At 61.0% G+C, this 24,261-nt stretch carries 20 protein-coding genes and 1 tRNA gene; 4 read left to right on the forward strand and 17 right to left on the reverse strand.

The window, feature by feature from the left end:
• Positions 1 to 131 precede the first annotated feature (131 nt).
• A tRNA-Arg gene (locus KDX37_RS01350) sits at positions 132 to 208 on the reverse strand.
• Between the two features lie 342 nt (positions 209 to 550).
• On the opposite strand from KDX37_RS01350, the gene gabD reads away from it, so the two are divergent.
• From gabD to KDX37_RS01365, 3 genes are all read left to right on the forward strand, one after another.
• Entirely contained in the window at positions 551 to 1,993 is a 1,443-nt protein-coding gene (gabD, locus tag KDX37_RS01355) for an NADP-dependent succinate-semialdehyde dehydrogenase (protein ID WP_231650825.1), read from the forward strand.
• A 188-nt stretch (positions 1,994 to 2,181) separates the two neighbouring features.
• A complete protein-coding gene (gabT, locus tag KDX37_RS01360) occupies positions 2,182 to 3,462 on the forward strand; it encodes a 4-aminobutyrate--2-oxoglutarate transaminase (RefSeq protein WP_231650826.1) in 1,281 nt (426 codons plus the stop codon).
• A gap of 160 nt (positions 3,463 to 3,622) precedes the next feature.
• Positions 3,623 to 5,017: a response regulator gene (locus tag KDX37_RS01365; RefSeq protein ID WP_231650827.1), complete on the forward strand. Its 1,395-nt coding sequence runs from the start codon at positions 3,623 to 3,625 to the stop codon at positions 5,015 to 5,017.
• Between the two features lie 51 nt (positions 5,018 to 5,068).
• Here the strand turns inward: KDX37_RS01365 and cadR are convergent, their stop codons facing one another.
• Positions 5,069 to 5,515 (reverse strand): Cd(II)/Pb(II)-responsive transcriptional regulator, encoded by a 447-nt coding sequence (gene cadR, locus KDX37_RS01370; protein WP_231650828.1) that lies wholly within the window; start codon positions 5,513 to 5,515, stop codon positions 5,069 to 5,071.
• Between the two features lie 83 nt (positions 5,516 to 5,598).
• On the opposite strand from cadR, the gene KDX37_RS01375 reads away from it, so the two are divergent.
• On the forward strand, positions 5,599 to 7,902 hold the full coding sequence (locus KDX37_RS01375) for a heavy metal translocating P-type ATPase (RefSeq protein ID WP_231650829.1): 2,304 nt from the start codon (positions 5,599 to 5,601) through the stop codon (positions 7,900 to 7,902).
• 83 nt (positions 7,903 to 7,985) lie between these two features.
• Here KDX37_RS01375 and hutG read toward each other — a convergent pair whose 3' ends face one another.
• The 15 genes from hutG to hutC form a co-directional block, all read right to left on the reverse strand.
• Positions 7,986 to 8,789, reverse strand: a complete 804-nt coding sequence (gene hutG / locus KDX37_RS01380) for an N-formylglutamate deformylase (RefSeq protein WP_231650831.1) — start codon at positions 8,787 to 8,789, stop codon at positions 7,986 to 7,988.
• A 13-nt stretch (positions 8,790 to 8,802) separates the two neighbouring features.
• Positions 8,803 to 10,008, reverse strand: a complete 1,206-nt coding sequence (hutI, locus tag KDX37_RS01385; protein WP_231650832.1) for an imidazolonepropionase — start codon at positions 10,006 to 10,008, stop codon at positions 8,803 to 8,805.
• Between the two features lie 15 nt (positions 10,009 to 10,023).
• Entirely contained in the window at positions 10,024 to 11,400 is a 1,377-nt protein-coding gene (locus KDX37_RS01390) for an amino acid permease (RefSeq protein WP_231650833.1), read from the reverse strand.
• Positions 11,401 to 11,503: 103 nt separating this feature from the next.
• Positions 11,504 to 13,051, reverse strand: coding sequence for a histidine ammonia-lyase (hutH, locus tag KDX37_RS01395; protein ID WP_231650834.1), 1,548 nt, complete (start codon positions 13,049 to 13,051; stop codon positions 11,504 to 11,506).
• 75 nt (positions 13,052 to 13,126) lie between these two features.
• Positions 13,127 to 14,650: an HAL/PAL/TAL family ammonia-lyase gene (locus tag KDX37_RS01400; protein ID WP_231650835.1), complete on the reverse strand. Its 1,524-nt coding sequence runs from the start codon at positions 14,648 to 14,650 to the stop codon at positions 13,127 to 13,129.
• Positions 14,651 to 14,662: 12 nt separating this feature from the next.
• Positions 14,663 to 15,493: a quaternary amine ABC transporter ATP-binding protein gene (locus tag KDX37_RS01405; RefSeq protein WP_231650836.1), complete on the reverse strand. Its 831-nt coding sequence runs from the start codon at positions 15,491 to 15,493 to the stop codon at positions 14,663 to 14,665.
• On the reverse strand, positions 15,490 to 16,341 hold the full coding sequence (locus KDX37_RS01410) for an ABC transporter permease (RefSeq protein WP_231650837.1): 852 nt from the start codon (positions 16,339 to 16,341) through the stop codon (positions 15,490 to 15,492). Before KDX37_RS01410 ends, KDX37_RS01405 begins: the two co-directional genes overlap by 4 nt.
• Before the next feature lie 74 nt (positions 16,342 to 16,415).
• The gene (locus KDX37_RS01415) at positions 16,416 to 17,384 is read right to left on the reverse strand and encodes an ABC transporter substrate-binding protein (RefSeq protein ID WP_231650838.1); all 969 of its coding nucleotides are present in this window, start codon (positions 17,382 to 17,384) and stop codon (positions 16,416 to 16,418) included.
• 131 nt (positions 17,385 to 17,515) lie between these two features.
• Positions 17,516 to 19,213 (reverse strand): urocanate hydratase, encoded by a 1,698-nt coding sequence (gene hutU, locus KDX37_RS01420; protein ID WP_231650839.1) that lies wholly within the window; start codon positions 19,211 to 19,213, stop codon positions 17,516 to 17,518.
• Positions 19,214 to 19,572: 359 nt separating this feature from the next.
• Complete coding sequence (locus KDX37_RS01425; RefSeq protein WP_231650841.1) at positions 19,573 to 20,277, reverse strand: anti-sigma factor; 705 nt, start codon at positions 20,275 to 20,277, stop codon at positions 19,573 to 19,575.
• Positions 20,274 to 20,840, reverse strand: a complete 567-nt coding sequence (locus KDX37_RS01430) for a sigma-70 family RNA polymerase sigma factor (RefSeq protein ID WP_231650843.1) — start codon at positions 20,838 to 20,840, stop codon at positions 20,274 to 20,276. The genes KDX37_RS01425 and KDX37_RS01430 overlap by 4 nt, the downstream gene beginning before the upstream one ends.
• 103 nt (positions 20,841 to 20,943) lie before the next feature.
• On the reverse strand, positions 20,944 to 21,477 hold the full coding sequence (locus KDX37_RS01435; RefSeq protein WP_231650844.1) for a DUF3455 domain-containing protein: 534 nt from the start codon (positions 21,475 to 21,477) through the stop codon (positions 20,944 to 20,946).
• A 105-nt stretch (positions 21,478 to 21,582) separates the two neighbouring features.
• Positions 21,583 to 22,758, reverse strand: a complete 1,176-nt coding sequence (gene nhaA / locus KDX37_RS01440; RefSeq protein ID WP_231650845.1) for a Na+/H+ antiporter NhaA — start codon at positions 22,756 to 22,758, stop codon at positions 21,583 to 21,585.
• 50 nt (positions 22,759 to 22,808) lie between these two features.
• A complete protein-coding gene (locus KDX37_RS01445; RefSeq protein ID WP_231650846.1) occupies positions 22,809 to 23,405 on the reverse strand; it encodes a HutD/Ves family protein in 597 nt (198 codons plus the stop codon).
• The gene (gene hutC / locus KDX37_RS01450; protein ID WP_231651010.1) at positions 23,402 to 24,112 is read right to left on the reverse strand and encodes a histidine utilization repressor; all 711 of its coding nucleotides are present in this window, start codon (positions 24,110 to 24,112) and stop codon (positions 23,402 to 23,404) included. The genes KDX37_RS01445 and hutC overlap by 4 nt, the downstream gene beginning before the upstream one ends.
• Positions 24,113 to 24,261 lie beyond the last annotated feature (149 nt).

Consider the following 24,261-nt stretch of genomic DNA (forward strand, 5'->3'; position numbering starts at 1 on the left):
TAGGCGGGGGCATAGACGGCTGGAAGATATAGGGGTAAACAGATATGGACAGTAAGAAACAAGGAAACCCGCACAGGGCGGGCTTCTTAGGGTATTTCGTAGACTGTCTGAGACAGGTCTAGACTGATATATGGTGCACCAGGCGGGATTCGAACCCACGACCCCTGCCTTCGGAGGGCAGTACTCTATCCAGCTGAGCTACTGGTGCAACGCGGGCGCCATGATACGCATCTGAGGGTCGGGCGTCCATGCTGGTGAGCGCTGTTGTCGATTTCACACGGCGGGGTTGTCTGATCGCGCCAGCCTCGGTTCAAATCTTGTCCGTCAGCGCCATGCCGTTCTTTTTTTCGAACAGGCTATTGTCCTTTAACCCCTTAGTGCCTAGGATTCGTTTGAGATTTCAAACGCTCGTGCTCGGTTCTCCGCCTTTATAAGGGCGCATTGTCGGGATCGATGGATGGAATGTTTTCCTGGCGATGGCTTCCAAACGGGGTGCATCGATATTCAATTGTTCGCTCCGCCCTTGTGCGGTGCTGTTTAGGAGGCCGACATGCAGCTCAAAGATTCCAAACTGTTCCGCCAGCAAGCCTATATCAACGGCCAGTGGCTGGATGCGGACGGTGGTCAGTCGATCAAGGTCAACAACCCTGCTACCAATGAAATCCTCGGTACTGTGCCAAAGATGGGTGCGGCCGAGACGCGTCGTGCGATTGAAGCGGCTGACAAGGCGCTGCCGGCCTGGCGTGCGCTGACCGCCAAGGAGCGTGGCAACAAGCTGCGTCGCTGGTACGAGCTGATGATCGAGAACCAGGACGACCTGGGTCTGCTGATGACGCTGGAGCAGGGCAAGCCGTTGGCCGAGGCCAAGGGTGAGATTGCTTACGCAGCTTCCTTTATTGAGTGGTTCGCTGAAGAAGCCAAGCGCGTCTACGGCGATGTGATTCCGGGCCACCAACCGGACAAGCGCCTGATCGTGCTCAAGCAGCCGATTGGCGTGACCGCCGCCATTACCCCGTGGAACTTCCCTGCGGCGATGATCACTCGTAAAGCCGGCCCTGCGCTGGCTGCGGGCTGCACCATGGTGCTCAAACCGGCCTCGCAGACGCCGTACTCGGCACTGGCGCTGGCTGAGCTGGCCGAGCGTGCGGGCATCCCGGCGGGTGTGTTCAGCGTCGTCACCGGCAGCGCGGGTGATATCGGCAGCGAGCTGACTGGTAACCCGATCGTGCGCAAACTGTCCTTCACCGGCTCGACCGAAATCGGTCGTCAGTTGATGGCCGAGTGCGCCAAAGACATCAAGAAAGTTTCGCTGGAGCTCGGCGGCAACGCACCCTTCATCGTGTTCGACGACGCTGACCTCGACAAGGCTGTGGAAGGCGCGATCATCTCCAAGTACCGCAACAACGGTCAGACCTGTGTTTGTGCCAACCGCATCTATGTGCAGGACGCGGTGTACGACGCGTTCGCCGAGAAGCTCAAGGTGGCGGTCAGCAAGCTGAAGATCGGTAATGGTCTGGAAGAAGGCATCACCACTGGCCCGCTGATCGACGACAAGGCCGTGGCCAAGGTCAAGGAACACATCGCCGACGCGGTCAGCAAGGGCGCAACCGTGCTGACAGGCGGCAACAGCCTGGAGGGCTCGTTCTTCGAGCCGACCATTCTGGTCAACGTTTCGAAGGATGCGGCAGTGGCCCGCGAAGAAACCTTTGGTCCTCTGGCACCGCTGTTCCGCTTCAAGGACGAAGCCGAAGTGATCGCACTGGCCAACGATACCGAGTTCGGTCTGGCATCCTACTTCTATGCTCAGAACATGAGCCGCGTCTTCCGTGTGGCCGAAGCGCTGGAATACGGCATGGTGGGTATCAACACCGGCCTGATCTCCAACGAACTGGCGCCGTTTGGTGGCATCAAGTCGTCGGGCCTGGGCCGTGAAGGCTCCAAGTACGGCATCGAAGATTATCTGGAAATCAAATACCTCTGCTTGTCGGTCTGACCCGTTCGGACGACACATGGGTATTGCAGCCGGTGGCGCGCGAGAGCGACGCGTCACCGGCTTTTGTTGTAACCGAGACTTCTTGGTGGCTTGAAGGCTGTGCAGTCGATCATCGTATGCTGACGCAGTTGACCCAGGCCGCTTGATCCTTGAACCACGCCGACCGATGAGCGGCGAATGAGGAATACATGAGCAAGACAAACGACTCCTTGATGCAACGCCGCCATGCTGCCGTCCCACGTGGCGTTGGTCAGATCCACCCGATCTTTGCCGCTTCGGCGAAGAACGCGACCGTTACCGACGTGGAAGGCCGTGAATTCATCGACTTCGCTGGCGGTATCGCGGTACTCAACACCGGTCACTTGCACCCGAAAATCGTCGCAGCCGTGCAAGAGCAACTGACCAAGCTGACCCACACCTGCTTCCAGGTGCTGGCGTACGAGCCTTACGTTGAGCTGTGCGAGAAAATCAACGCCAAGGTGCCGGGCGATTTCGACAAGAAAACCCTGCTGGTGACCACCGGTTCCGAAGCGGTCGAAAACGCCGTCAAGGTTGCGCGCGCTGCTACCGGCCGTGCGGGCGTTATCGCGTTCACCGGCGCTTACCACGGTCGTACCATGATGACCTTGGGCCTTACCGGCAAGGTCGTGCCGTACTCCGCAGGCATGGGCCTGATGCCGGGCGGCATCTTCCGCGCGCTGTATCCGTGCGAGCTGCATGGCGTGAGCGTTGACGATTCCATCGCCAGCATCGAGCGCATCTTCAAGAACGACGCCGAGCCCAAGGACATCGCCGCGATCATCATCGAGCCGGTGCAGGGCGAGGGCGGTTTCTATGTGGCACCGAAGGCGTTCATGCAGCGTCTGCGCGAGCTGTGCGACAAGCACGGCATTCTGCTGATCGCGGACGAAGTGCAGACCGGCGCTGGCCGTACCGGCACTTTCTTTGCGATGGAGCAGATGGGCGTTGCAGCTGACCTGACCACATTTGCCAAGTCCATCGCGGGCGGTTTCCCGCTGGCGGGCGTCTGCGGCAAGGCTGAGTACATGGACGCCATCGCTCCGGGTGGTCTGGGCGGCACGTATGCCGGTAGCCCGGTGGCGTGCGCGGCGGCACTGGCGGTTCTGGATATCTTCGAAGAAGAGAACCTGCTAGAGCGCTGCAAGTCGGTCGGCGAGCGCCTGGTCACAGGTTTGAAGGCGATTCAGGCCAAGCACCCGGTGATCGGTGAAGTGCGTGCCCTTGGTGCGATGATCGCTCTGGAGCTGTTCGAAGAAGGCGACTCGCACAAGCCGAACGCCGCTGCCGTCGCTCAGATCGTGGCCAAGGCACGCGACAAGGGCTTGATCCTGCTGTCTTGCGGCACGTACGGCAACGTGTTGCGCGTGCTGGTCCCGCTGACTGCAGAAGATGAGTTGCTGACCAAAGGTCTGGCCATTCTCGAAGAGTGTTTCGCTGAAATCGCCTGAAAAATGGCCAGGTCGCAGATTGATTAATTTGTGACCAAACAGACAGAAAAAACCCGTTTCGGCGGGTTTTTTTTCGTCTGGAAGGGGGTATTTGCATGTTTTGGCTATATACCGACGAATGCATTGGCTAAGGTGGGGGCATCGATGTCGGAGAGTGCTGATGACAGCTGTCGTTTTACCCGCGGTTCCTCGCGTCTTGATTGCTGAGTCTGATCCGTGGGTTCGCGAAACACTCAGCGATCTGGTCCTGAGTGTGCGTGCGGATGTCGAACTGGAGATGTGCACCGACGGCCGTCAGGCAGTCGAATGGATGAAGAAGCAATTGCCGGACCTGGTCATAGCGGCAAGAGAATTGCCCGCTATCGATGGCCTGAGCCTGCTGCGTGGCGTACGCAGCCTGCGTCGCCAACCGCCCATACCCTTCATATTGATCAGCAACCGTAGCGATGCAGCCAGTGTTCGCGAAGTGTTGCCGCTCGCGCCAACGGCCTACCTGACCAAACCCTTGAACACTGAAGGTTTGCGCCAGCGCCTGGAAGGCCTGCTGTTGGGGCGTCGTGCGTCGACACCGGGCGACGTCCCGGCGCTTACGCCGGGCCTGACGTTGCCCAAGTTTCTCGACAAGCGTCGCGAGACTGCCGATGGCGCTCCGCTGTTTGTCGATGTCGAGACCGCGCTCAAGCTCAGCCAGACCGCCTCGGGCCTGGATATCACGTTGCTGGAACAGGAACTGCGCAACGATCCGCATATCACGGCGGTTTTGATTGCGGGCGCCAACAGCGCTGCCCAGCACTTGGGCAAACCGGTGCAGACTCTGGCGGGCGCTTTGGCGATTCTGGGGCCGGTGCAGGCAGGCAATATCGCCACGGGTCTGGCGAAAAAGCGTATGGCCGTGTTGACCAGCGATGCGTTGCTGGCCAAGGCTGCCCAATTCTGGACCCTGTCGCAGCGAACTGCCGATTACGCCCGAATCCTCGCCGGTATGCTCGAGCTGGATGTCGAGCGCTGTTTCTGCGCCGGGCTGCTGCAGTCGTTGGGTGATCTAGCGGTGTTGGGTTGCCTGCAGGAGTGGTTGTTGGCGGGTGGTGAACTGACCGAAGAGGCCATCGCTCAATCGCTGGAGCAGTATTCCGCTGCCTTTGGCTCTGCACTGCGTACACGGTGGCGTCTGCCGCTCGAATTACGAGAGCTGATTGCTGCGGTCTACCAGTACAACACCGGCATCTATACCCGCGAAGTGCTGGCGATGAATCTGGCAGGTCAGATGGCCAAATTGGGCGAAGAAGACAGCGTAACGGCGCTGATCAAGACCAAGTCGGCCAAGCTGTTGAAGTTGAGTGTGGGTGATCTGCAACGCCTGCGCAAAAAACTGACTGGCGTCACCGACCCCAGTCTGCTCGCACCCTTGGTGGTCGAGCCTGAAGTCGCCCCTGAAGAGGGCGGCGAAGATATCGAAGATGACGGCCCAGATCTTCTCGACCTGACACCGGAGCTGCCTGCCGAGCCTTCTGCGCCAGAGTCCGAACAGAGTATCGAAGACGTGCCCAAGCCCTGAGCGCACGCTGTTACCGCTCCTGTATACCATCAATCGACAAGGCTGCGCCCATCAGTGGCTGTGGCTGCGCCCTACATGTGACGGCTCGCCTTCGGGCGATGCCACGGCACCGGTCACTTCGAGCCGTTCGAGAATCGCGCAATGGTCCGCTGCACCACTGCCGCAGCGCTGTCGCAGGTCCAGTAACTGTTGTTGAAGCGCTTGCAGGCTGGCCACGCGGGCGTTGACGTGCTCGATGTGTTCGTCGATCAGGGCGTTGACGCTTTCGCACTGATCCTGCGGGCTGTCGCGCAGCCTCAGCAGGCTGCGAATCTCTTCCAGCGTCATGTCGAGGCTGCGGCAATTACGGATGAAAGACAGCCGCTCAACGTGTGCCTGCGTGTAGAGCCGGTAATTGCCATCACTGCGCGCCGGGGCTGGCAGCAGGTTTTCGCGTTCGTAATAACGCACGGTTTCGACCTGAGTGTCGGTCAGTTTTGCCAGTTCGCCGATCTTCATCGCATGGACCTCGTTTAAGGACTTGACCCTATAGTGGCTACAGGGTGTTCACTTGGCAACAGGCAGAACCCAGGAGCACAACGATGGGCCCCATTATCAAAACGTCCAAGCCACACGATCACGGAACGCATGACCATTCCGGGCACGATCATGACGAACACAGCCATGGCGCGCACGATCCTGCGCTGCGCAATGACCAGCACGAGCATGCGGAGCCCGCCAAAGGCTGTTGCTCCAGCAAGGCATTGCCTTCAGTGGTCACGCTAGAGGATTCGGAGTCATCGAGTAGCCGCTTGAGCAGCTTTCGTATCGAAGCCATGGACTGCCCGACCGAACAGACACTGATCCAGAACAAGCTCGGCAAGCTGGCTGGCGTGCAGAAACTGGAATTCAACCTGATCAACCGTGTGCTCGGCGTTTGGCACGACTTGCCGTCGGTCGATCCGATTCGCGATGCGATTGGCTCGCTGGGCATGCAGGCCGAGCCGATCGAAGAGGGCGCGGCTTCTGAAGCGGCAGCTGCACCTGTGCCGAAGAAACATTGGTGGCCGCTGGCGTTGTCCGGTGTTGCCGCGCTGGGCGCTGAAGTTGTGCATTTCGCTGCGCTGGGGCCGACCTGGGTCGTTGCGTTGCTGGCGCTGGTGTCGATCTTCAGCTGCGGTCTGTCGACCTATAAGAAGGGCTGGATCGCGCTCAAGAACTTCAACCTCAACATCAATGCCCTGATGAGCATCGCAGTAACCGGCGCAATTCTGATCGGCCAATGGCCTGAAGCAGCGATGGTGATGTTTCTGTTCACGATTGCCGAACTGATCGAAGCCAAATCGCTGGACCGCGCGCGCAACGCTATCAGCGGGCTGATGCAGCTGACGCCGGAATTGGCCACCGTCAAGCAAGCAGACGGCAGTTGGCTTGAGCTGGAAGCTAAAAGTGTCGAGATTGCCGCCATCGTGCGCGTAAAACCCGGCGAGCGTATTGGCCTGGACGGTGAAGTGGTGGCCGGGCAGTCGAGCATTGATCAGGCGCCTATTACGGGTGAGAGCCTGCCGGTCGAGAAGACACTCGGCGATAAGGTCTTTGCCGGGACGATCAATCAGGCCGGTTCTTTGGAATACCGTGTGACCGCTGCGGCGAACAATTCCACACTGGCGCGGATTATCCATGCGGTCGAAGCCGCGCAAGGTTCACGTGCGCCGACTCAGCGCTTCGTCGACAGCTTCTCGCGCATTTACACCCCGGTGGTGTTCATCGTTGCACTGGCTGTCGCGCTGGTCGCACCGCTGTTCTTCGGCGGTGCGTGGTTCGACTGGATCTACCGCGCACTGGTGCTGCTGGTGGTCGCATGCCCGTGTGCCTTGGTTATTTCCACACCCGTGACCATCGTCAGCGGCCTGGCGGCAGCGGCGCGCAAGGGTATTTTGATCAAGGGCGGCGTGTACCTGGAGATGGGCGAAAAGCTCGATTACCTGGCACTCGACAAAACCGGCACCCTGACCCACGGCAAGCCAGTGCAGACCGATTTCGTGCCGCTCGACATGGCGTTGGCCGACAGCGCGCCGACGATTGCCGCCAGTCTGGCCAGCCGTTCCGATCACCCAGTGTCCCAGGCCATTGCCAAGGCAGCGGACCTGTCGCTGTCTCTGCATGAGGTCGCTTTGTTCGAAGCGCTGGGCGGGCGCGGCGTGAAGGGCGAAATCAACGGGCAGTTGTACCATTTAGGCAATCACCGTCTGGTCGAAGAGCTGGGGCTTTGCTCTCCAGAGCTGGAAGCACGATTGGACGCGCTGGAAATGCAGGGCAAGACGGTAGTGCTGTTGCTGAATGCCTCCGGGCCAATTGCGCTGTTTGCCGTTGCCGATACGGTCAAGGAAAGCAGCCGCGAGGCTATTGCTCAGCTGCACGAACTGGGTATCAAGACCCTGATGCTGACGGGCGACAACCCACACACGGCCAAGGCGATTGCAGATCAGGTAGGGATTGATCAGGCGCAGGGCAACCTGTTGCCTGCCGACAAGCTGGCTGCTATCGAAGGCCTTTACGCCAGCAACCACCGTGTCGGCATGGTCGGTGACGGCATCAACGACGCACCGGCGCTGGCGCGGGCCGAGATCGGCTTCGCGATGGCGGCTGCGGGTACGGACACCGCTATCGAAACGGCCGATGTAGCCTTGATGGACGACGATCTGCGCAAGATCCCTGCATTCATCAAGTTATCGCGTCGCACCTCGCAAGTGCTCAGGCAGAACATTGTGCTGGCCATCGTCACCAAAGTGCTGTTCATAGGGATCACCTTTGCAGGCCTGGCAACCATGTGGATGGCAGTGTTTGCCGACATGGGCGTGAGCCTGCTGGTGGTGTTCAACGGGCTGAGACTGCTCAAGAAATGATCAGTGCTCACACCGGCCTATTCGTCAGCAAGCGGAACTCCGCCCGGCTGACTTCTACCGGGCGGACACCATAATGTCGATATTCAGCGGCCGAACCGTTCTTTTCCCCAGGCGATGAAGGTTTCCAGCAGCGGCTTCAGCACTTCGCGGGTGGGGGCTGCGAGGTCGGGGCGGTAGTGGAACGGGGCGAATTCGTCCATGTAGGTGCTTTGCGCCAGTTCCAGCTGCACGGCATGGACATTGTTGGCCGGATCGCCGTAGTGGCGAGTGATGTGGCCGCCTTTGAAGCGCCCGTTCAGCACGTGGCTGTAGTGTTTGGCCGCAGCGCAGACCTGATCCAGCCTGCTGGCCAGTTCGGCATCGCAACTGGCGCCGTTGAACGTTCCCAGATTGAAATCCGGCAGGCGACCGTCGAACAGGTGCGGTACATGGCCACGAATCGAATGCGCATCGAACAGCAGCGCGTAGCCAAATTCGTCACGCAGGCGCTGCAGTTCCTGTTCGAGCGTCTGATGATAGGGCGTCCAGATCTGCTGCAGATAGCGCGCCCGCTCTTGCGAGCTCGGCGTCTGGCCTTCCTTGAACAGCGGCACGCCGTCAAACAGGATCGACGGGAACAGGCCGGTGGTCGCTCCGGCATACATGGGCGTGTCGTCAGCCGGGCGGTTGAGGTCGATGACGAATCGGGAATATTCGGCCGCAAGGGTGCTGGCACCCAGCTCGGCAGCGAAGTCGTACAGACGCGGGATGTGCCAGTCGGTGTCGGGCAGGCTCAGTGCTTCGTCGACCAGCCCGGCTTCGACGACAGGCGTCAGCTTCAAGCCCGCGTGCGGCATGCTGATCAGCAGCGGGATACGCCCGCGCGTGAATGTCAGAACGTTATCCACAATTCTCTCCCCTTCAGAACGATGATTCGACGCCGTGGCGCACGACGCGTTTGTCCAGATCGCCGCCCAGCCAGTACGCCAGGTCAGCCGGTCGTTCGATATCCCAGGCGACAAAGTCCGCCACCTTGCCGACTTCCAGCGAGCCATGCGTGTCGCTCATGCCCAAGGCTTTTGCAGCATTGAAGGTCACCCCTGCCAGCGCTTCTTCGGGCGTCATGCGAAATAGCGTGCAAGCCATGTTGAGCATCAGCCGCAACGACAGACCGGGCGAGGTGCCAGGGTTCAGATCGGTAGCAATGGCCATCGCCACACCGTGACGGCGCAGGGCGTCCATCGGCGGCAATTGGGTCTCGCGCAGGAAGTAATAGGCGCCCGGCAGCAGTACTGCGACTGTTCCGGCCGCCGCCATGGCGATGGCATCGTCTTCGGTCATGAACTCCAGATGGTCCGCTGACAGTGCCTTGTAGCGCGCCGCCAGGCTTGAGCCGCCCAGCGATGACAGCTGTTCGGCGTGCAGCTTGACCGGCAGCCCCAACTGGCCTGCGGTGATGAAGACCTGCTCGACCTGCTCTGGCGAAAACGCCAGGTATTCACAGAACGCGTCCACCGCATCCACCAGCCCTTCGGCGGCCAGCGCCGGGAGCATGTCCTGGCAGATGTGGTTGATGAAATCGTCAGCGCGATCGGCGTATTCCGGTGGCAACGCGTGAGCCGCCAGACAGGTGCTGCGTACGGTGACCGGCTGGGTGTTGCCCAAACGGCGGATGACCCGCAGGATCTTGCGCTCGTTTTCGAGATCCAGCCCATAGCCCGACTTCATCTCGACGGTGGTGACACCGTCCTGAAGCAGGCGGCGCAGACGACGCTCGGCGCTGGCGTACAACTCGTCTTCAGTTGCTGCACGCGTAGCGCGCACGGTGCTGGCGATGCCGCCGCCCGCCGCCGCGATCTCGGCGTAGCTCACGCCTTGCAGGCGCTGCTCGAATTCGCCGCTGCGGTTGCCACCGAACACTGTGTGCGTGTGGCAGTCAATCAGACCGGGCGTAACCCACGCCCCGCAGAGGTCCACGTGGCTGTCAAAATCCGACTCGGTCAGATGTGCCTGAGGCCCGATCCATTTGATGAGTGCTCCAGAGGTCACGATGGCGGCATCTTCGATGATCGAGTACTTGCCTTGCGCCATGCTTGCGATGTGACAGTTCTTCCAGAGTGTTTTCATCCCGGGCCTCCGAGGTCAGTGAATGGTCTTGGGCAGCTTTGGCTTGACCCACAAACGGTAGGCGACAAGCAGCAATACAATCCAGACGGCGCCGACGATCAGTGCTGCGCGGTTGTCCGGGAAGTAGCCCAGTACGCCGAAAATAAACAGCATGAAGACGATGGCTGCCGCCGGACCATACGGCCAGAACGGCACTGCAAATTTCAGTTGGGCAGCTTCTTCGCGGCTCATCGAGCGGCGCATCGCAACCTGAGTCAGCAAAATCATCAGCCACACCCAGACCGTGGCGAAGGTCGCCAGCGAAGCGATCAGCAGGAATACGTTTTTCGGAATCAGGTAGTTGAGCAGCACGCCGCCGAGCAACGTCACGCCCATCACCAGCACGGTCATCCACGGCACGCCCTGGCGCGACAGGCGCGCAAAGCTTGCAGGTGCCTGACCGTCGCGGGCCAGACCGTACATCATGCGGCCTGCGCCGAAGATGTCACTGTTGATGGCCGAGACCGCGGCGGAGATCACCACGATGTTGAGGATGGTTGCTGCTGACGCGATGCCCAGGTTGTCGAAAATCTGCACGAACGGGCTGCCCTGCGTACCGATCTGTGGCCATGGGTAAATGGACATCAGCACGAACAGCGTCAGTACATAGAACAGCAGAATGCGCAGCGGCACTGCGTTGATTGCCTGCGGCAGGCTGCGTTGCGGGTCTTTTGCTTCGCCTGCCGTGATGCCGATGATTTCGATGCCGCCGAACGCGAACATTACCACCGCCAGCGAGGCAATCAGGCCGCCAATGCCGTTGGGCATGAAGCCGCCGTGCTCCCACAGGTTGCTGATGCCTATGTCAGTGCCGCTGGTCGAGGTGCCGATGCCGAACAGCATGATGCCGAAGCCTGCGACGATCATCGCCACAATGGCGCTGACCTTGAGCAGTGACAGCCAGAACTCGGTTTCGCCGAAGACTTTCACATTGCACAGGTTGAGCGCGCCGATCAGGAACACGATGCCCAGCACCCAGATCCAGCGCGGCACTTCCGGAAACCAGAAACCCATGTAGATGCCGAATGCCGTCACGTCGGCCAGGCAGACAATGATCATCTCGAACGCATAGGTCCAGCCCAGTACAAAGCCAGCCAGCGGGCCGAGGTAGCGGGTGGCGTAGTGGCTGAACGAACCGGCCACCGGGTCGTGTACCGCCATTTCGCCCAGTGCGCGCATGACCATGAACACCGCCGCGCCGCCGATCAGGTACGCCAGCAACACAGCGGGGCCAGCCTGCTGGATGGCCGCAGCCGAGCCGTAGAACAACCCTGTGCCGATGGCAGAGCCCAGGGCCATGAAGCGAATGTGGCGGGCGGATAGCCCACGTTTCAAACCATCTTGTGACGTCATTTCAGGTCCATTTCATTACGGGTAAGGCAATAGCTGCGAGAACGCCTGCGCTCGGCTTCCCGCAGCGATTCACCTGTGCGAGCCCTGCCAGGCTCGCGGTGCATCACAGACTGGGTAGCAGACGTGCAGGAACCAACGGGTTCAGGCAAGTGGAGGACAACAGCTGGCTGGCAGCTTCGATGTCCGGTGCGAAAAAGCGGTCCTTGTCATACATCGGGACCTTGCTGCGCAGCAGGCTCCGGGCTTGCTCCAGTTTCGGAGAGGTCTTGAGACCGTTACGCAAGTCCAGACCCTGACACGCAGCCAGCCATTCTACGGCAAGAATCCCGCGAACGTTTTCTGCCATTTCCCATAACCGCTTGCCAGCGGCCGGCGCCATCGACACATGGTCCTCCTGATTGGCGGAAGTCGGCAGGCTGTCGACGCTGTGCGGGTGGGCCAGCGCCTTGTTCTCGCTGGCCAGCGCGGCCGCCGTGACCTGGGCAATCATGAAGCCGGAATTGACCCCACCGTTGGCCACCAGAAACGGCGGCAACTGCGACATGTGCTTGTCCATCATCAACGAAATGCGGCGTTCGCTCAGCGAACCGATTTCTGCGATGGCCAACGCGAGATTGTCCGCCGCCATGGCGACCGGCTCGGCGTGGAAGTTGCCGCCGGAGATCACATCGTTTTCAGCGGCAAACACCAGCGGGTTATCGGAAACCGCGTTGGATTCGATTTCCAGCACCTCGGCGGCCTGACGCAGCTGGGTCAGGCACGCGCCCATGACTTGTGGCTGGCAGCGCAGGGAGTACGGGTCCTGAACCTTGTCGCAGTTGCGATGGGATTCAGACACCTGGCTGCTTTCGCCCAGCAGGTCGCGGTAACAGGCGGCCGCGTCGATCTGACCCCGCTGGCCGCGCGCCGCATGAATACGCGCATCGAATGGCGAGCGCGAGCCCAGCACCGCTTCAACGGTGAGCGAGCCACAGGTCAAGGCTGCGGCGAACAGGTCTTCGCCCTCGAACAAGCCGCGCAGTGCGTAGGCCGTGGACACCTGCGTACCGTTCAGCAAGGCCAGCCCTTCCTTGGCCGCCAGCGTCAATGGCGCAAGGCCCGCAACACTTAGTGCATCCACCGCATTCAGCCATTCGCCCTTGTAACGCGCCTTGCCTTCGCCAAGCAGCACCAGCGACATGTGAGCCAGCGGCGCGAGATCACCGGACGCGCCGACCGAGCCCTTGAGCGGGATATGCGGATAGACCTCGGCGTTGATCAGCGCGATCAACGCGTCGATCACCACGCGGCGAATACCCGAGAAGCCCCGGCTCAGGCTGTTGACCTTGAGCACCATGACCAGGCGCACCAGTTCGTCGCTGATCGGCTGGCCGACACCGGCGGCGTGTGACAGGACCAGCGACCGTTGCAGGTTTTCCAGGTCTTCGCTGGCGATGCGTGTCGAGGCCAGCAGACCAAAACCGGTGTTGATGCCGTAGGCGGTGCGGTTCTCGGCCAGAATGCGCTCGACGCAGGCCACGCTGTCGTCGATCTGCTGGTCGGCGCTGCTGTCGAGCGTCAGGGCCACGGGCTGCTGATAAATAGCGCGCAACTGCGCCAGGGTCAGTTGGCCAGGGATCAGGTTCAGCGTCTTGGCAGATGAAGTGGTCACGATGCAGCTACTCCTTGAGTGTTGTCGGCAACGGCCCGTGGGCGTTGACCGCTATTTTTATTGGCCTGTCGCGTGTTAGCGGCAGTGCCGGAAAATCCGTTCCGATGTCTGTTCTTCTTTGAGTAACGCCGCGCTGATGGCGATGTCCGGGGCCAGCCAGCGGTCTTCGTCGTAGGCCGGGACCCGCTCGCGCAGCAGCCGCCAGGCGAGGTCAGTGCCAGCGCCGAAGCGCTGGGTCTTGAGAAATTCGAAGGCCTGGGCTGCCAGCAGGTATTCGATGGCCAGAATCTGCGTGGCATTGGCCAGCACCTTGTGCAGCTTCAGTGCGGCGCTGGTGCCCAGGCTCAGGTGATCTTCCTGCAGGCCTGAGGTGACGTAGTTGTCGACCACCGCCGGCTGCGCCATCTGGCGGTTTTCTGCGCACAGCGATGCAGCCACGTACTGGACGATCATCATCCCCGAGTTGACGCCCGGCTGGCTGACCAGAAACGCAGGCAGGCCGCTGACCATCGGGTTGATCAGCCGATCCAGACGCCGCTCGGCAATCGAGCCCAGCTCGGCCACGGCCATGCACAGCAGGTCGGCCGCCATGGCCACGGACTGACCGTGCGGGTTGGCTTGTGACACGACGCGATAGGCGTCCGGGGTGCCGAGCAGTATCGGGTTGTCGGTGACGGCATTCAGCTCGGTTTCGATCTGTTGGACGGCATGCGCCAACTGGTCACGGGTAGCGCCGTGCACTTGAGGGATCGAGCGAATGCTCAACGCGTCCTGGGTCCGGATGCCTTGGCTGCTGGCGAGCACTTCGCTGCCCGACAGCAGGCTGCGCAGGTTGCGGCCGACCTGCTGCATGCCCGGATGCGGCTTAAGGGCGAGAATGGTTTCATCGAACGCATCCAGCTGGCCGCGCAGGGCTTCGAAGGTCATCGCGCCGATGACGTCGGCCCACTGAGCCAGGCGCTCGGTATCGGCGATGGCCAGGCAGCTCAGACCGGTCATGCACGGCGTGCCGTTGACCAGACACAGCCCGTCCTTGGCGCCCAGCGTCACGGGCGCCAGGCCTTCCTCGGTAAGGGCCTGCTGCGCCGGGACGATGTGCCCGCGATAGCTGACCTGACCCACGCCCAGCAACGCGACGCCGACGTGGGCCATATGGGTCAGATATCCCACCGAGCCCTGCGATGGCACCTGCGGCGTGATGCCTCGGTTGAGCAGCGCCAGCAGTGCTTCGACCACGTGTCGATGGATGCCGGACTTGCCCTGGCTGTAATTGAGAATCGCGGCGCAGATGATGGCCCGGGTCTGTTCGTCCGGCAACGGCACGCCCACTCCGCACGCATGGCTGAGCAGGGTGTTGCGCGACAGGCGGCTGAGTTGCTCGCCTTGCAGCGAGACATTGCACAGCGCGCCGAGACCGGTGTTGACGCCGTAGGCCCGCTCGCCGCTCTCGACGATGCGCTGCACGATGGCTTGCGCATTGTCGATCCGCGCCCAGGCACTTTCCGACAGTTCGAGCTGTGCGCCATGCCGGGCCACGGCCACCACATCGCGCCAACTTGTTTTGGCCTCGCCGATAACGATCTGTTCTGCTCGCGACATCTGCAACGGTCCTTAAAGTGTGGCCACGCGGCGCTGAACGAAACGGTCCACGTAATCGTCGGCAGGCGAGTGAAGGATTTCTTTCGGTGTCCCGACCTGAATCAAGCGCCCGTCCTTGAGAATCGCAATGCGATTGCCGATGCGCACGGCCTCGTCCAGGTCATGGGTAATGAACACGATGGTCTTGTGCAGGCTGGCTTGCAGCTCCAGCAACTGGTCCTGCACTTCGGCGCGGATCAGCGGGTCGAGTGCACTGAACGCTTCGTCCATCAGAATGATGTCGGTGTCCGCCGCCAGAGCACGGGCCAGGCCGACGCGCTGACGCATGCCGCCAGAAAGCTGGTGCGGGTATTTGTTCTCGTAGCCTTTCAGGCCAACAGTCGTGACCCAGTGCTGGGCGCGTTCCTGACAGAGCGCTTTGCTTTCGCCGCGCACTTTCAGGCCGTACGCCACATTGGCCAGCACGGTCTTGTGTGGCAACAGACCGAAGCTCTGGAACACCATGCTGATCTTGTGCCGCCGAAACTGGCGCAGCGCTTCCATGTCGTAGCGCAGGATGTCTTCGCCATCGACCAGAATCTCGCCGCTGGTAGGGTCGATCAACCGATTGAAGTGGCGTACCAGCGTCGACTTGCCCGAGCCGGACAGGCCCATGATCACGAAGATCTCGCCGCTGCCGATCGACAGCGACAAGTCGTTCACGCCGACCACGCAGCCGGTCTTCGCCAAGACCTGGTCCTTGCTCTGGTTCTGCTGAACCATGGCCAGCGCTTCTTTGGACCGGTTGCCGAAAATCTTGAACACGTTCTTGACGACGATCTTGTTGGGTTCCGTGCTCATCATTTGTTCGCCTCGTGCCGTGGTCGGCCATAGGCCTGCGTGATGCGGTCGATGACAACCGCCAGAATGACGATGGCCAGACCGGCTTCCAGTCCACGCCCGACGTTAAGCGTCTGAATACCCACCAGCACGTCTTCACCCAGCCCACGCGCACCAATCATCGAGGCGATGACCACCATCGACAGCGCCATCATGGTGGTCTGGTTGATACCGGCCATGATGCTCGGCATGGCCAGCGGCAGTTGCACGCCAAACAGTTGCTGCCAGCGGTTGGCACCAAAGGCGTTGATGGCTTCCATCACTTCGCCGTCCACTTGGCGGATGCCAAGGTCAGTCAGGCGAATCAACGGCGGTGCGGCGTAGATGACGGTAGCGAAAATAGCCGGGACCTTGCCCAGGCCGAACAGCATCAGCACCGGGATCAGGTACACGAAGCTGGGCATGGTCTGCATGATGTCCAGCAACGGCATCAGCACCGAGCGCAGACGATTGCTGCGTGCCGACAGAATGCCCAGCGGAATGCCGATCAACACCGCGATAACCGTTGCGACCAGCATCAGCGCCAGAGTCTGCATCAGCTTGTCCCACAGCCCGACCGCGCCGACCAGAAACAGCAGGCCGACAATCACCAGTGTGGTGACGATCTTGCGTGTTGCATGCCAGGCGATGCCGCCGACGATGATCAGCATCAGCCACCACGGCGCCATGCGCAGCAGGCCTTCCAGATTGACGATGGCCCACAGCAGGGTGTCGGAGATATGCCGAAACACGTCGCCGTATTGCGTCACCAGCGAGTCGACCCCGTCGTTGACCCAGTTGGCGATGGAAAAAGTGAAGCTTTCCGGGAACATAAGCGGCTCTCAAATAAGGTGTGTCGGGTCAACGGGCGGGCCAGTCAAGCCTCATGGCCGGGCTGGCCCGTCGTTTACAGCGAAGCGTCCACCTTTTTCGCGGCGTCCTCGCTGACCCACTGATGCCAGACTTCCGGGTGTTCTTTCAGGAAAATCCGGGCAAGTTTTGGCGAATCGATGCGTTCCTTGGCCATGCGCCCCAGGTTCTGGTTGAGCAGGTCGATTGGCAGGTTGACCTTCTCCAGTACCGCGACCAGTTCGGGGGCCTGCTCGTGGAACACTTTGGACACGCCGACCTTGATATCGATCGTCTTGTTGACCCCGGCTTTTTCTTCCAGACGCACCAGGTCCACCTGGCCCATCAGCGGCGTGGGCGACCAGTAATACGTCAGGATCGGCTCGCCACGTTTGTAGCTGGAGAGAATAGCCGCGTCCAGCGCCGGACCGGTGCCGGGACGAAAGTTGGTGTATTTGTTTTCAAGGCCGTAGCTCTTGAGCATTTCGCTGTTTTCAAGCTCGCAGGTCCAGCCGGCCGGGCAATTGTAGAAGCGGCCTTTGCCAGGCTCTTCCTGATCCTTGAACACCGCCGAGTACTCGGCCAGGTCGCTGATGGATTTCAGGTTCGGTGCCTTGGCCTCCAGTTTGCGCTTGGCGTCGCCTTCGATGACGTAGCGCGGCACGTACCAGCCTTCAACCGCGCCAACTATCGGTGCCCCGACCCCCACCACTTTGCCGGCCGCCGCAGCCTTGTTCCAGACTTCGCTTCGGCCTACCCACTCCTCGGCGAAAATCTGAATGTCGTTGGTGCTCAGGGCGTTTTCCATGGCGATGGAATTGCCGGGCAGGGCGTCTACCGTGCAGCCATAACCCTTGTTCAGGACGATCTGCAGAACATCGGTCAGCAGCATGGCGCTTTCCCAGTTCAGACCGGCGAATTTCACGGGCTTGCCTGATTCACACCAACTGGCGGCCTGACTGGCACCTGCACTGGCGAGCAATCCTGCGGATACCAAAGTGGTCAACAGGGCCTTGTTCATTTTCATTGTTGATGCTCCTACGCCTGAAATGGATGACGGCAGCTTCAAAACAGGCATCCGGCCCGTGAGCATGTGCATGCTCTTTCCTGAGGGATGCCGGCCGTCGATGGCTGAGCCACAACGACCGGCGTCGACCCTTATCGTCCAATCATTGGCAGGTTGAGGCCCTGCTCTTTGGCACATTCGATTGCGATGTCGTAACCGGCGTCCGCATGACGCATCACGCCAGTGGCCGGATCGTTGTGCAGCACGCGTGCAATGCGCTCGGCCGCTTCGTCGGTGCCATCACAGACGATTACCATGCCGGAATGCTGCGAGAAGCCCATGCCCACGCCGCCGCCGTGATGCAGCGACACCCAGGTCGCGCCGCTCGCGGTGTTCAGCAGTGCATTGAGCAACGGCCAGTCGGAAACGGCGTCAGAGCCGTCACGCATGGATTCGGTTTCGCGGTTGGGGCTGGACACCGAGCCGGAGTCCAGGTGGTCACGGCCGATGACCACGGGTGCGGACAGCTCACCGCTGCGGACCATCTCGTTGAAGGCCAGCCCCAGTTTGGCGCGCTGACCCAGGCCGACCCAGCAGATACGCGCTGGCAAGCCCTGAAAGCTGATGCGTTCGCGGGCCATGTCCAGCCAGTTGTGCAGGTGTTCGTCGTCCGGGATCAGCTCTTTGACCTTGGCGTCGGTCTTGTAGATGTCTTGCGGGTCGCCCGACAAGGCCGCCCAGCGGAACGGGCCGATGCCACGGCAGAACAGCGGACGGATATAGGCCGGAACGAAACCGGGGAAATCGAAGGCATTGGCAACGCCGACTTCCTTGGCCATCTGACGAATGTTGTTGCCATAGTCAAAGGTCGGAATGCCTGCTTTCTGGAACGCGAGCATGGCTTCGACGTGTTCGGCCATCGACTGCTTGGCGGCTTTGACCACATTGGCAGGTTCACTGGCCGAGCGGGCGCGGTATTCCTCCCAGGTCCAGCCTTTTGGCAGGTAGCCGTTGAGCGGGTCGTGGGCGCTGGTCTGGTCAGTGACCATGTCCGGGCGCACGCCACGGCGGACCATTTCCGGGAGAATGTCGGCAGCGTTGCCGCACAGTGCGATGGAGATGGCCTTGCCTTCGGCGGTGTATTTGGCGATGCGAGCGAGCGCATCGTCCAGATCGACGGCCTGCTCGTCGACATAGCGGGTCTTGATGCGGAAGTCGATGCGGCTTTGCTGACATTCGATGTTCAGCGAGCAGGCCCCGGCCAGCGTTGCAGCCAGCGGTTGCGCGCCGCCCATGCCGCCCAGGCCAGCGGTCAGTACCCAGCGACCTTTGAGGTTGCCGTCGTAGTGCTGGCGACCGGCCTCGACGAAGGTTTCGTAGGTGCCTTGCACGATGCCCTGGCTGCCGATGTAGATCCAGCTGCCTGCGGTCATCTGGCCGTACATCGCCAGGCCCTTGGCATCCAGTTCGTTGAAGTGTTCCCAGCTGGCCCAGTGCGGCACCAGATTGGAGTTGGCGATCAGTACGCGCGGCGCATTGCTGTGGGTCTTGAACACGCCGACCGGTTTGCCGGACTGCACCAGCAGGGTTTCGTCGTCATTGAGGTTTGTCAGGCTCTCTACGATCTTGTCGTAGCACTCCCAGTTGCGTGCTGCCCGGCCAATGCCGCCGTACACCACCAGTTCGTTGGGGTTCTCGGCAACTTCAGGGTCGAGGTTGTTCATCAGCATGCGCAGCGGCGCTTCGGTCAGCCAGCTTTTGGCGGTGAGCTGAGTCCCGCGGGCGGCACGTACTTCACCTTCGCGATGGCGGGTCCAGTTTTGCTTCAGGTCTTGATTATTCTGGGTCACAAACAAATCCTCGGCGATCAATCCAAACCAGCCCGTTGCGGGGCGAGCAGCGCCTGACCAGGCAGGCCAATTCAGTCCGGTAGAGCGCAGGATGGTTAGCCTGTCTCTACTTGTACATACAAGCATATGCAATCAAAGGACCAACTTTGCCTGGCTGTCGAAAACCGCGTTTTAAATAAAACGCAACGCCTTGTGGATAGCGGCCTGGAATGAATGTGCTGCAACGGGAGGTGTTGATTGAAAAGGGGCGAGGGCTGTTACCGCAAAGGTGATTTGCGCGGTTTTGGGGCGTCGGGTAACAGGGCTGTGCAGTAAATGTGCGCTGGCAACAGCGCACGTAGCAGGTGTCCGAATGGCCTTTAGATGACCTTCACTGCGCGCCCGATGAACTGGATCGGGCCAGTCGGTTTGCCGATCGGCGAGCCGGTGGATTTTTCCAGCGTCAGCTCGAACAGCTGATTGGGTTGCAGCGGTGGCAGCTTGTCGAGCGGGATGTTCAGGCTTTGTCCGGGCTTGACCAGCCCCAGAGAAACCGGCCCCTGCCAGTCATCGCCCTTGGTCCAGAATTCCAGCGCCTTGTCGGCTGGAACTTCGAATGCCCCCAGCGGGATAAGCTGGACTTCGTGCGGGTTGCTGGCTTGCACGACCCAGCCGGGCGCCTTGTCTTGCGGGCCTACGAGCACCACTACATAAGAAGGCGGTGGGGGCGCCTGGGTAAGCAGCGTCATGCCCAGCACCAGCGAGGCTGCCAGCCCTGCACCGGCCAGGCCGCGCCATATGGCCAGGTTGTCCCACCAGCGCACAGGTGGCTGGCGCTGAGTGCGGGGCGCTGTAAAGTCCGGCAGGTTACGCTCGATGCGCGCCCACAGACCGGGTGAAGGCGCCACCGGTTCGGCCAGTTCGGTAAGCGGCAGCAAGCGTGCTTCCCAGGCTTGAACGGCAGCCTGCAAGTCAGGCTCGTGGTCGAGGCGCCGCTGAACGTCCAGCCTTTGTTCTGCCGACAGGGTGCCGAGCACGTACTCGCCTGCCAGGTCGTGAATGTTTTCGTGTGAAGGTCGGGTCATCCCATGCACTCCCGCAAAGCCGTCAGGCTGCGCTTGATCCAGGCTTTGACCGTACCTAATGGCGCGCCGATTTTCTGCGCGATTTCCTGATGCGAATAACCGTCTACATAGGCGTGAAACACACAGTTGCGGCGCACCGGTTCAAGTTGCTCCAGGCAGGAGGTGATCCGCCCGGGGTTGACCCGCCAATCGAAGGCATCGCCGGTTTCCTGCCAGCCTTCCAGGGTCGCTTGTTCGTGGTGGTCTTCACTGCCGTCATCCTCGACGCGCACTTCGCGGGCCGTGTTGCGCAGCGTGTTGAGCGCCAGATGCCGGGTCACGCTGAAAATCCAGCCGCGTGCCGAGCCGCGTGAGGCATCGAAACTGGCCGCGCGGGTCCATATCTTCAGAAACGCGTCATGCACGATGTCTTCAGCCAAGTCCCTGTCACGCACCAGCCGTTGGACCACGCCGAGCAGTCGAGCACTTTCCTGTTCATAGAGACGCTGCAACGCCTGCCGCTCACCGCGAGCGCAGGCGTGCAACGTAGCTTCGTAATCAAAAAGAGATTCGTGCGAGGACAAGGTGATCCGCCATCGTTGGAAGACTGCTGCCTCGTTGATATCACGAGGTTCCCGCGCAGCAGCATAGCTTACTGACTGCGCGGTGAGCGTATTCCGGCTGCGATCAGTTGCTTGCCCAGAACAGGTAGTCGGCCTGGTACTTGACCACTTCCTTCGCGCCCTTGTTGCTGGCCGCGCATGCGGTGGAGGGTGCCACGCCGCCTTTCAATGCCACACGCTGGATGTAGGTGACGCCAGTCATGGCGCCTTTGCCTTCAGCCGGGTTGGCCTTGACCAGCTGGTAGGGCAGGTTGCCTGCGCTCGACGGGGCTACAGCAACCTGAGTGCCGGTGATTTTCGAGCCGTCTTTGGCTTCCCAGGTAGCAGGCGGACCATAGTAGGTGCCGACCTGTTTGCCGCTCTTGTCATTGAGCACGGCCTTGGGACCGACGAACGCCCATTCCATTTCGCTGGGCATGTTGGCTTTGGCGCGGCACTCGTAGGTGATCTCGCCGACGCCGGTGGTTTGCAGGGCAATCTTGTTGCCGGCCGGTACACGGACGCTTTCGGGGAGGTCAGTCTGAGCCATGGCAACGGACGACAGGCAAGTGAAAGCCAGGGTAGTACCTGCAAGGCAGAGCAAGCGTTTTGCGTTCATGCAGAAATCTCCAGATTGTTTAACCGCGCTCAGCAACTCGAAGTGGCTGCTGTATGTACTACCCGCGAGAAAACAATCTGGATGCAGTCATTTGAAAATATTTTTTCAGTGGCGACTCAGACGGCTGCGCAGCAACAGAATGCCCGCGATCGCCGCGACGCCGGACCCCATCAGAACGCCGACTTTTACTTCATCGATCAGATGCGGCGCGCCCGGAAATGCCAGGTTGCCGATGAACAGGCTCATGGTGAATCCGATGCCACACAGAATCGCCACGCCATACAGCTGGACCCAGTTGCTGCCTTCCGGCAGGACGGCCAGCCCGGCACGAATCGCCAGCACTGCTGCCAGAAACACGCCAATCTGTTTGCCGACGAACAGGCCGAGTGCAACCCCAAGTGGCACCGGGTCCACCAGATTGCTCAGCGAGATACCGGAGAGTGACACGCCAGCATTGGCAAAGCCGAACACCGGCACCACTGCGAACGCCACCCAGTAATGCATTTTCTCTTCGAGAAACAGCAGCGGCGAGCGCGCTTCCTCTTCGGGTTTACCCATCGGGATGCACAAGGCCAGCGCGACACCGGCCAGCGTCGCGTGAACGCCGGATTGCAGCACAAAAAACCACAGCACCGCGCCGAGGATCAGGTAGGGCAGCAGGCTGCGGACGTTCAGTCGATTCAGCACGATCAACACGGCCAGCGTCACGAAGGCGGCTGCCAGCATCGGCAGGTTCAGGCCGGAGCTGTAGAAGAAGGCAATGATGGTCACCGCGCCCAGATCGTCGAGAATCGCCAACGCTGCCAGAAACACTTTCAGCGAGGTCGGCACCCGATTGCCCAGCAGCGAGAGCACGCCCAGTGCGAACGCAATGTCGGTCGCAGCGGGAATCGCCCAGCCGCTCATGGTCTGCGGGTTGCCCCAGTTGATTGCCACGTAGATCAGCGCAGGTACCAGCATGCCGCCTGCGGCCGCAAACCCGGGCAGCGCTCGCTGGCCCCAGGTGGCGAGACCACCCGCCAGCACTTCGCGTTTGATTTCCAGGCCAACCATCAGAAAGAAGATCGCCATCAGCCCGTCGTTGATCCACAGCTCAATCGACAGGCCCAGCCAGACGCTATGCAGAATCGAGAAATAACCGGCGGCCAGTGGCGAGTTGGCGACAATCAGGGCCGCCAGCGCGGCGCCCATCAGGACAATGCCGCCCGCTGATTCGGAAGCCAGAAAGCTGGCGAGAATGGCGATGGCTCGGGGCGTTTCCTTTTTGGGAAGTTGAGTCATGGTCGTCCTTGAACGAAGAGCTGATTTTTTATTAAGCGCCAAGCATACCTTTATTGGCCTGTGGCATTCAGCTCAATCAGACAGCAGCGACTGATGCGCGGCGATTGCAGTTCAATTTCCAGCAGGCCGCCTGCATGTTGCACCTGGGCACAGTCGTGTTTGCCGAGCACATCCCATGGCTGGCCGCCGACGCTGATCGCTACTTGTTCGGCCACGCTGAACAGCAGGAGGGTATCGGCTGAGCTGAACAACCGTTGCGGCTGTCGCACATCGATCCATTGCAGGCGCGCGCTGTAGCGGTGTGCTGCGTAGATCAGGTTGAAGTCGCGGATCGGCCCGTCGAGCAGGGTGCAACTGACCGTGCTGTCGCCGCTGAAGGCAAACGGGTCGGAGGGCAGCAGCTCGCGGCTGGTGATGCCATCGACATCCAGCGTCATGCCCGCGCCCTGCAGCACGGTGATGATGCGCTGATATCCGGCAAACACGGAAAATCCGCCCGAGGCTTCGATGTCGGCTATCGACAGCCGCCAGCCGAAACCATCCAGGTCCTGACCGCCATCGCGGGTGATTTCTTCAGTGCTGCCGCCGCCATTCTTCCACGGCATGCGGGGGTAATCGACGGCACGCAGGATACGGGTCTGGGTCATTTGGTGAAGCGTCCTTCCAGGCGATGACGGGAACCGGGGTGGATCAGACGTGCTGCCGTGACAGGCTGGCGGCCGGACCAGGTGCGGCGGCGAATCAACAGACACGGCTCACCGGCTTCAATCTGCAACAGCCGGCACTCGTCGGCCTCGGCCAGAATTGCTTCGACCACATGCTCACCTTCGGTCAGCGGTGCGACCTGAGACAGATAGGCGTAGGGCGTTTGTCGGGTGAAGTCCTGGCTGAGGTAGTCCGGCGCCACCAGCGCATTCACGAAACGGTCTTCTATCTGCACCGGAATATCGTTTTCAAAGTGCACGATCAGCGAGTGAAAGACCCGCTGGCCCTCACGCATGTCCAGGGCCAGGGCGCGTTCGGAGCCGGCGGCTTCTTCACGCAGGACGATGACGTGGCACGTATGACGGTGGCCACGCGAGGCGATTTCATCGGCTATGTTATGGATTTCGAACAGCGCCGACTGGCTTTTGGGTTCGGCCACGAATGTTCCGACACCTTGCATGCGGACCAGCAAACCCTCTGCGGTCAATTCACGCAGCGCGCGGTTGATGGTCATCCGGCTGAAGCCCAGTTGGGTCACCAGCTCGCTTTCGGAAGGTACCCGATGGTGCGGCGGCCACGTGCCATTTTGAATCTGCAGCGCGATCATGTGTTTGACGCGGGCATACAACGGTGCGGGACTTTCGCCCATCTGGGCTGCCAGGGTGGAAGGGGCGGGCGTAGTCGGCACAGGTGAGTCCTTGTTGTTGGGATGATTCAGGCATTGGCGGCAATCACGCTAACCATTATCCCTGTGCACGGCAAGCGTGCCTGCGGTTTACCGGCAGGTTAAACGTCTGT

It is taken from the genome of Pseudomonas californiensis (genome assembly GCF_021147775.1).
GTDB lineage: Bacteria > Pseudomonadota > Gammaproteobacteria > Pseudomonadales > Pseudomonadaceae > Aquipseudomonas > Aquipseudomonas californiensis.

What these genes read in the sequence shown, in the direction of transcription:
- gabD (WP_231650825.1), top strand. Translation starts at nt 551, where the DNA reads ATGCAGCTCAAAGATTCCAAACTGTTCCGCCAGCAAGCCTATATCAAC.
- gabT (WP_231650826.1), top strand. Translation starts at nt 2,182, where the DNA reads ATGAGCAAGACAAACGACTCCTTGATGCAACGCCGCCATGCTGCCGTC.
- KDX37_RS01365 (WP_231650827.1), top strand. Translation starts at nt 3,623, where the DNA reads ATGACAGCTGTCGTTTTACCCGCGGTTCCTCGCGTCTTGATTGCTGAG.
- cadR (WP_231650828.1), bottom strand. Translation starts at nt 5,515, where the DNA reads ATGAAGATCGGCGAACTGGCAAAACTGACCGACACTCAGGTCGAAACC.
- KDX37_RS01375 (WP_231650829.1), top strand. Translation starts at nt 5,599, where the DNA reads ATGGGCCCCATTATCAAAACGTCCAAGCCACACGATCACGGAACGCAT.
- hutI (WP_231650832.1), bottom strand. Translation starts at nt 10,008, where the DNA reads ATGAAAACACTCTGGAAGAACTGTCACATCGCAAGCATGGCGCAAGGC.
- KDX37_RS01390 (WP_231650833.1), bottom strand. Translation starts at nt 11,400, where the DNA reads ATGACGTCACAAGATGGTTTGAAACGTGGGCTATCCGCCCGCCACATT.
- KDX37_RS01400 (WP_231650835.1), bottom strand. Translation starts at nt 14,650, where the DNA reads ATGTCGCGAGCAGAACAGATCGTTATCGGCGAGGCCAAAACAAGTTGG.
- KDX37_RS01405 (WP_231650836.1), bottom strand. Translation starts at nt 15,493, where the DNA reads ATGATGAGCACGGAACCCAACAAGATCGTCGTCAAGAACGTGTTCAAG.
- KDX37_RS01410 (WP_231650837.1), bottom strand. Translation starts at nt 16,341, where the DNA reads ATGTTCCCGGAAAGCTTCACTTTTTCCATCGCCAACTGGGTCAACGAC.
- KDX37_RS01415 (WP_231650838.1), bottom strand. Translation starts at nt 17,384, where the DNA reads ATGAAAATGAACAAGGCCCTGTTGACCACTTTGGTATCCGCAGGATTG.
- KDX37_RS01425 (WP_231650841.1), bottom strand. Translation starts at nt 20,277, where the DNA reads ATGACCCGACCTTCACACGAAAACATTCACGACCTGGCAGGCGAGTAC.
- KDX37_RS01435 (WP_231650844.1), bottom strand. Translation starts at nt 21,477, where the DNA reads ATGAACGCAAAACGCTTGCTCTGCCTTGCAGGTACTACCCTGGCTTTC.
- nhaA (WP_231650845.1), bottom strand. Translation starts at nt 22,758, where the DNA reads ATGACTCAACTTCCCAAAAAGGAAACGCCCCGAGCCATCGCCATTCTC.
- KDX37_RS01445 (WP_231650846.1), bottom strand. Translation starts at nt 23,405, where the DNA reads ATGACCCAGACCCGTATCCTGCGTGCCGTCGATTACCCCCGCATGCCG.
- hutC (WP_231651010.1), bottom strand. Translation starts at nt 24,112, where the DNA reads ATGGGCGAAAGTCCCGCACCGTTGTATGCCCGCGTCAAACACATGATC.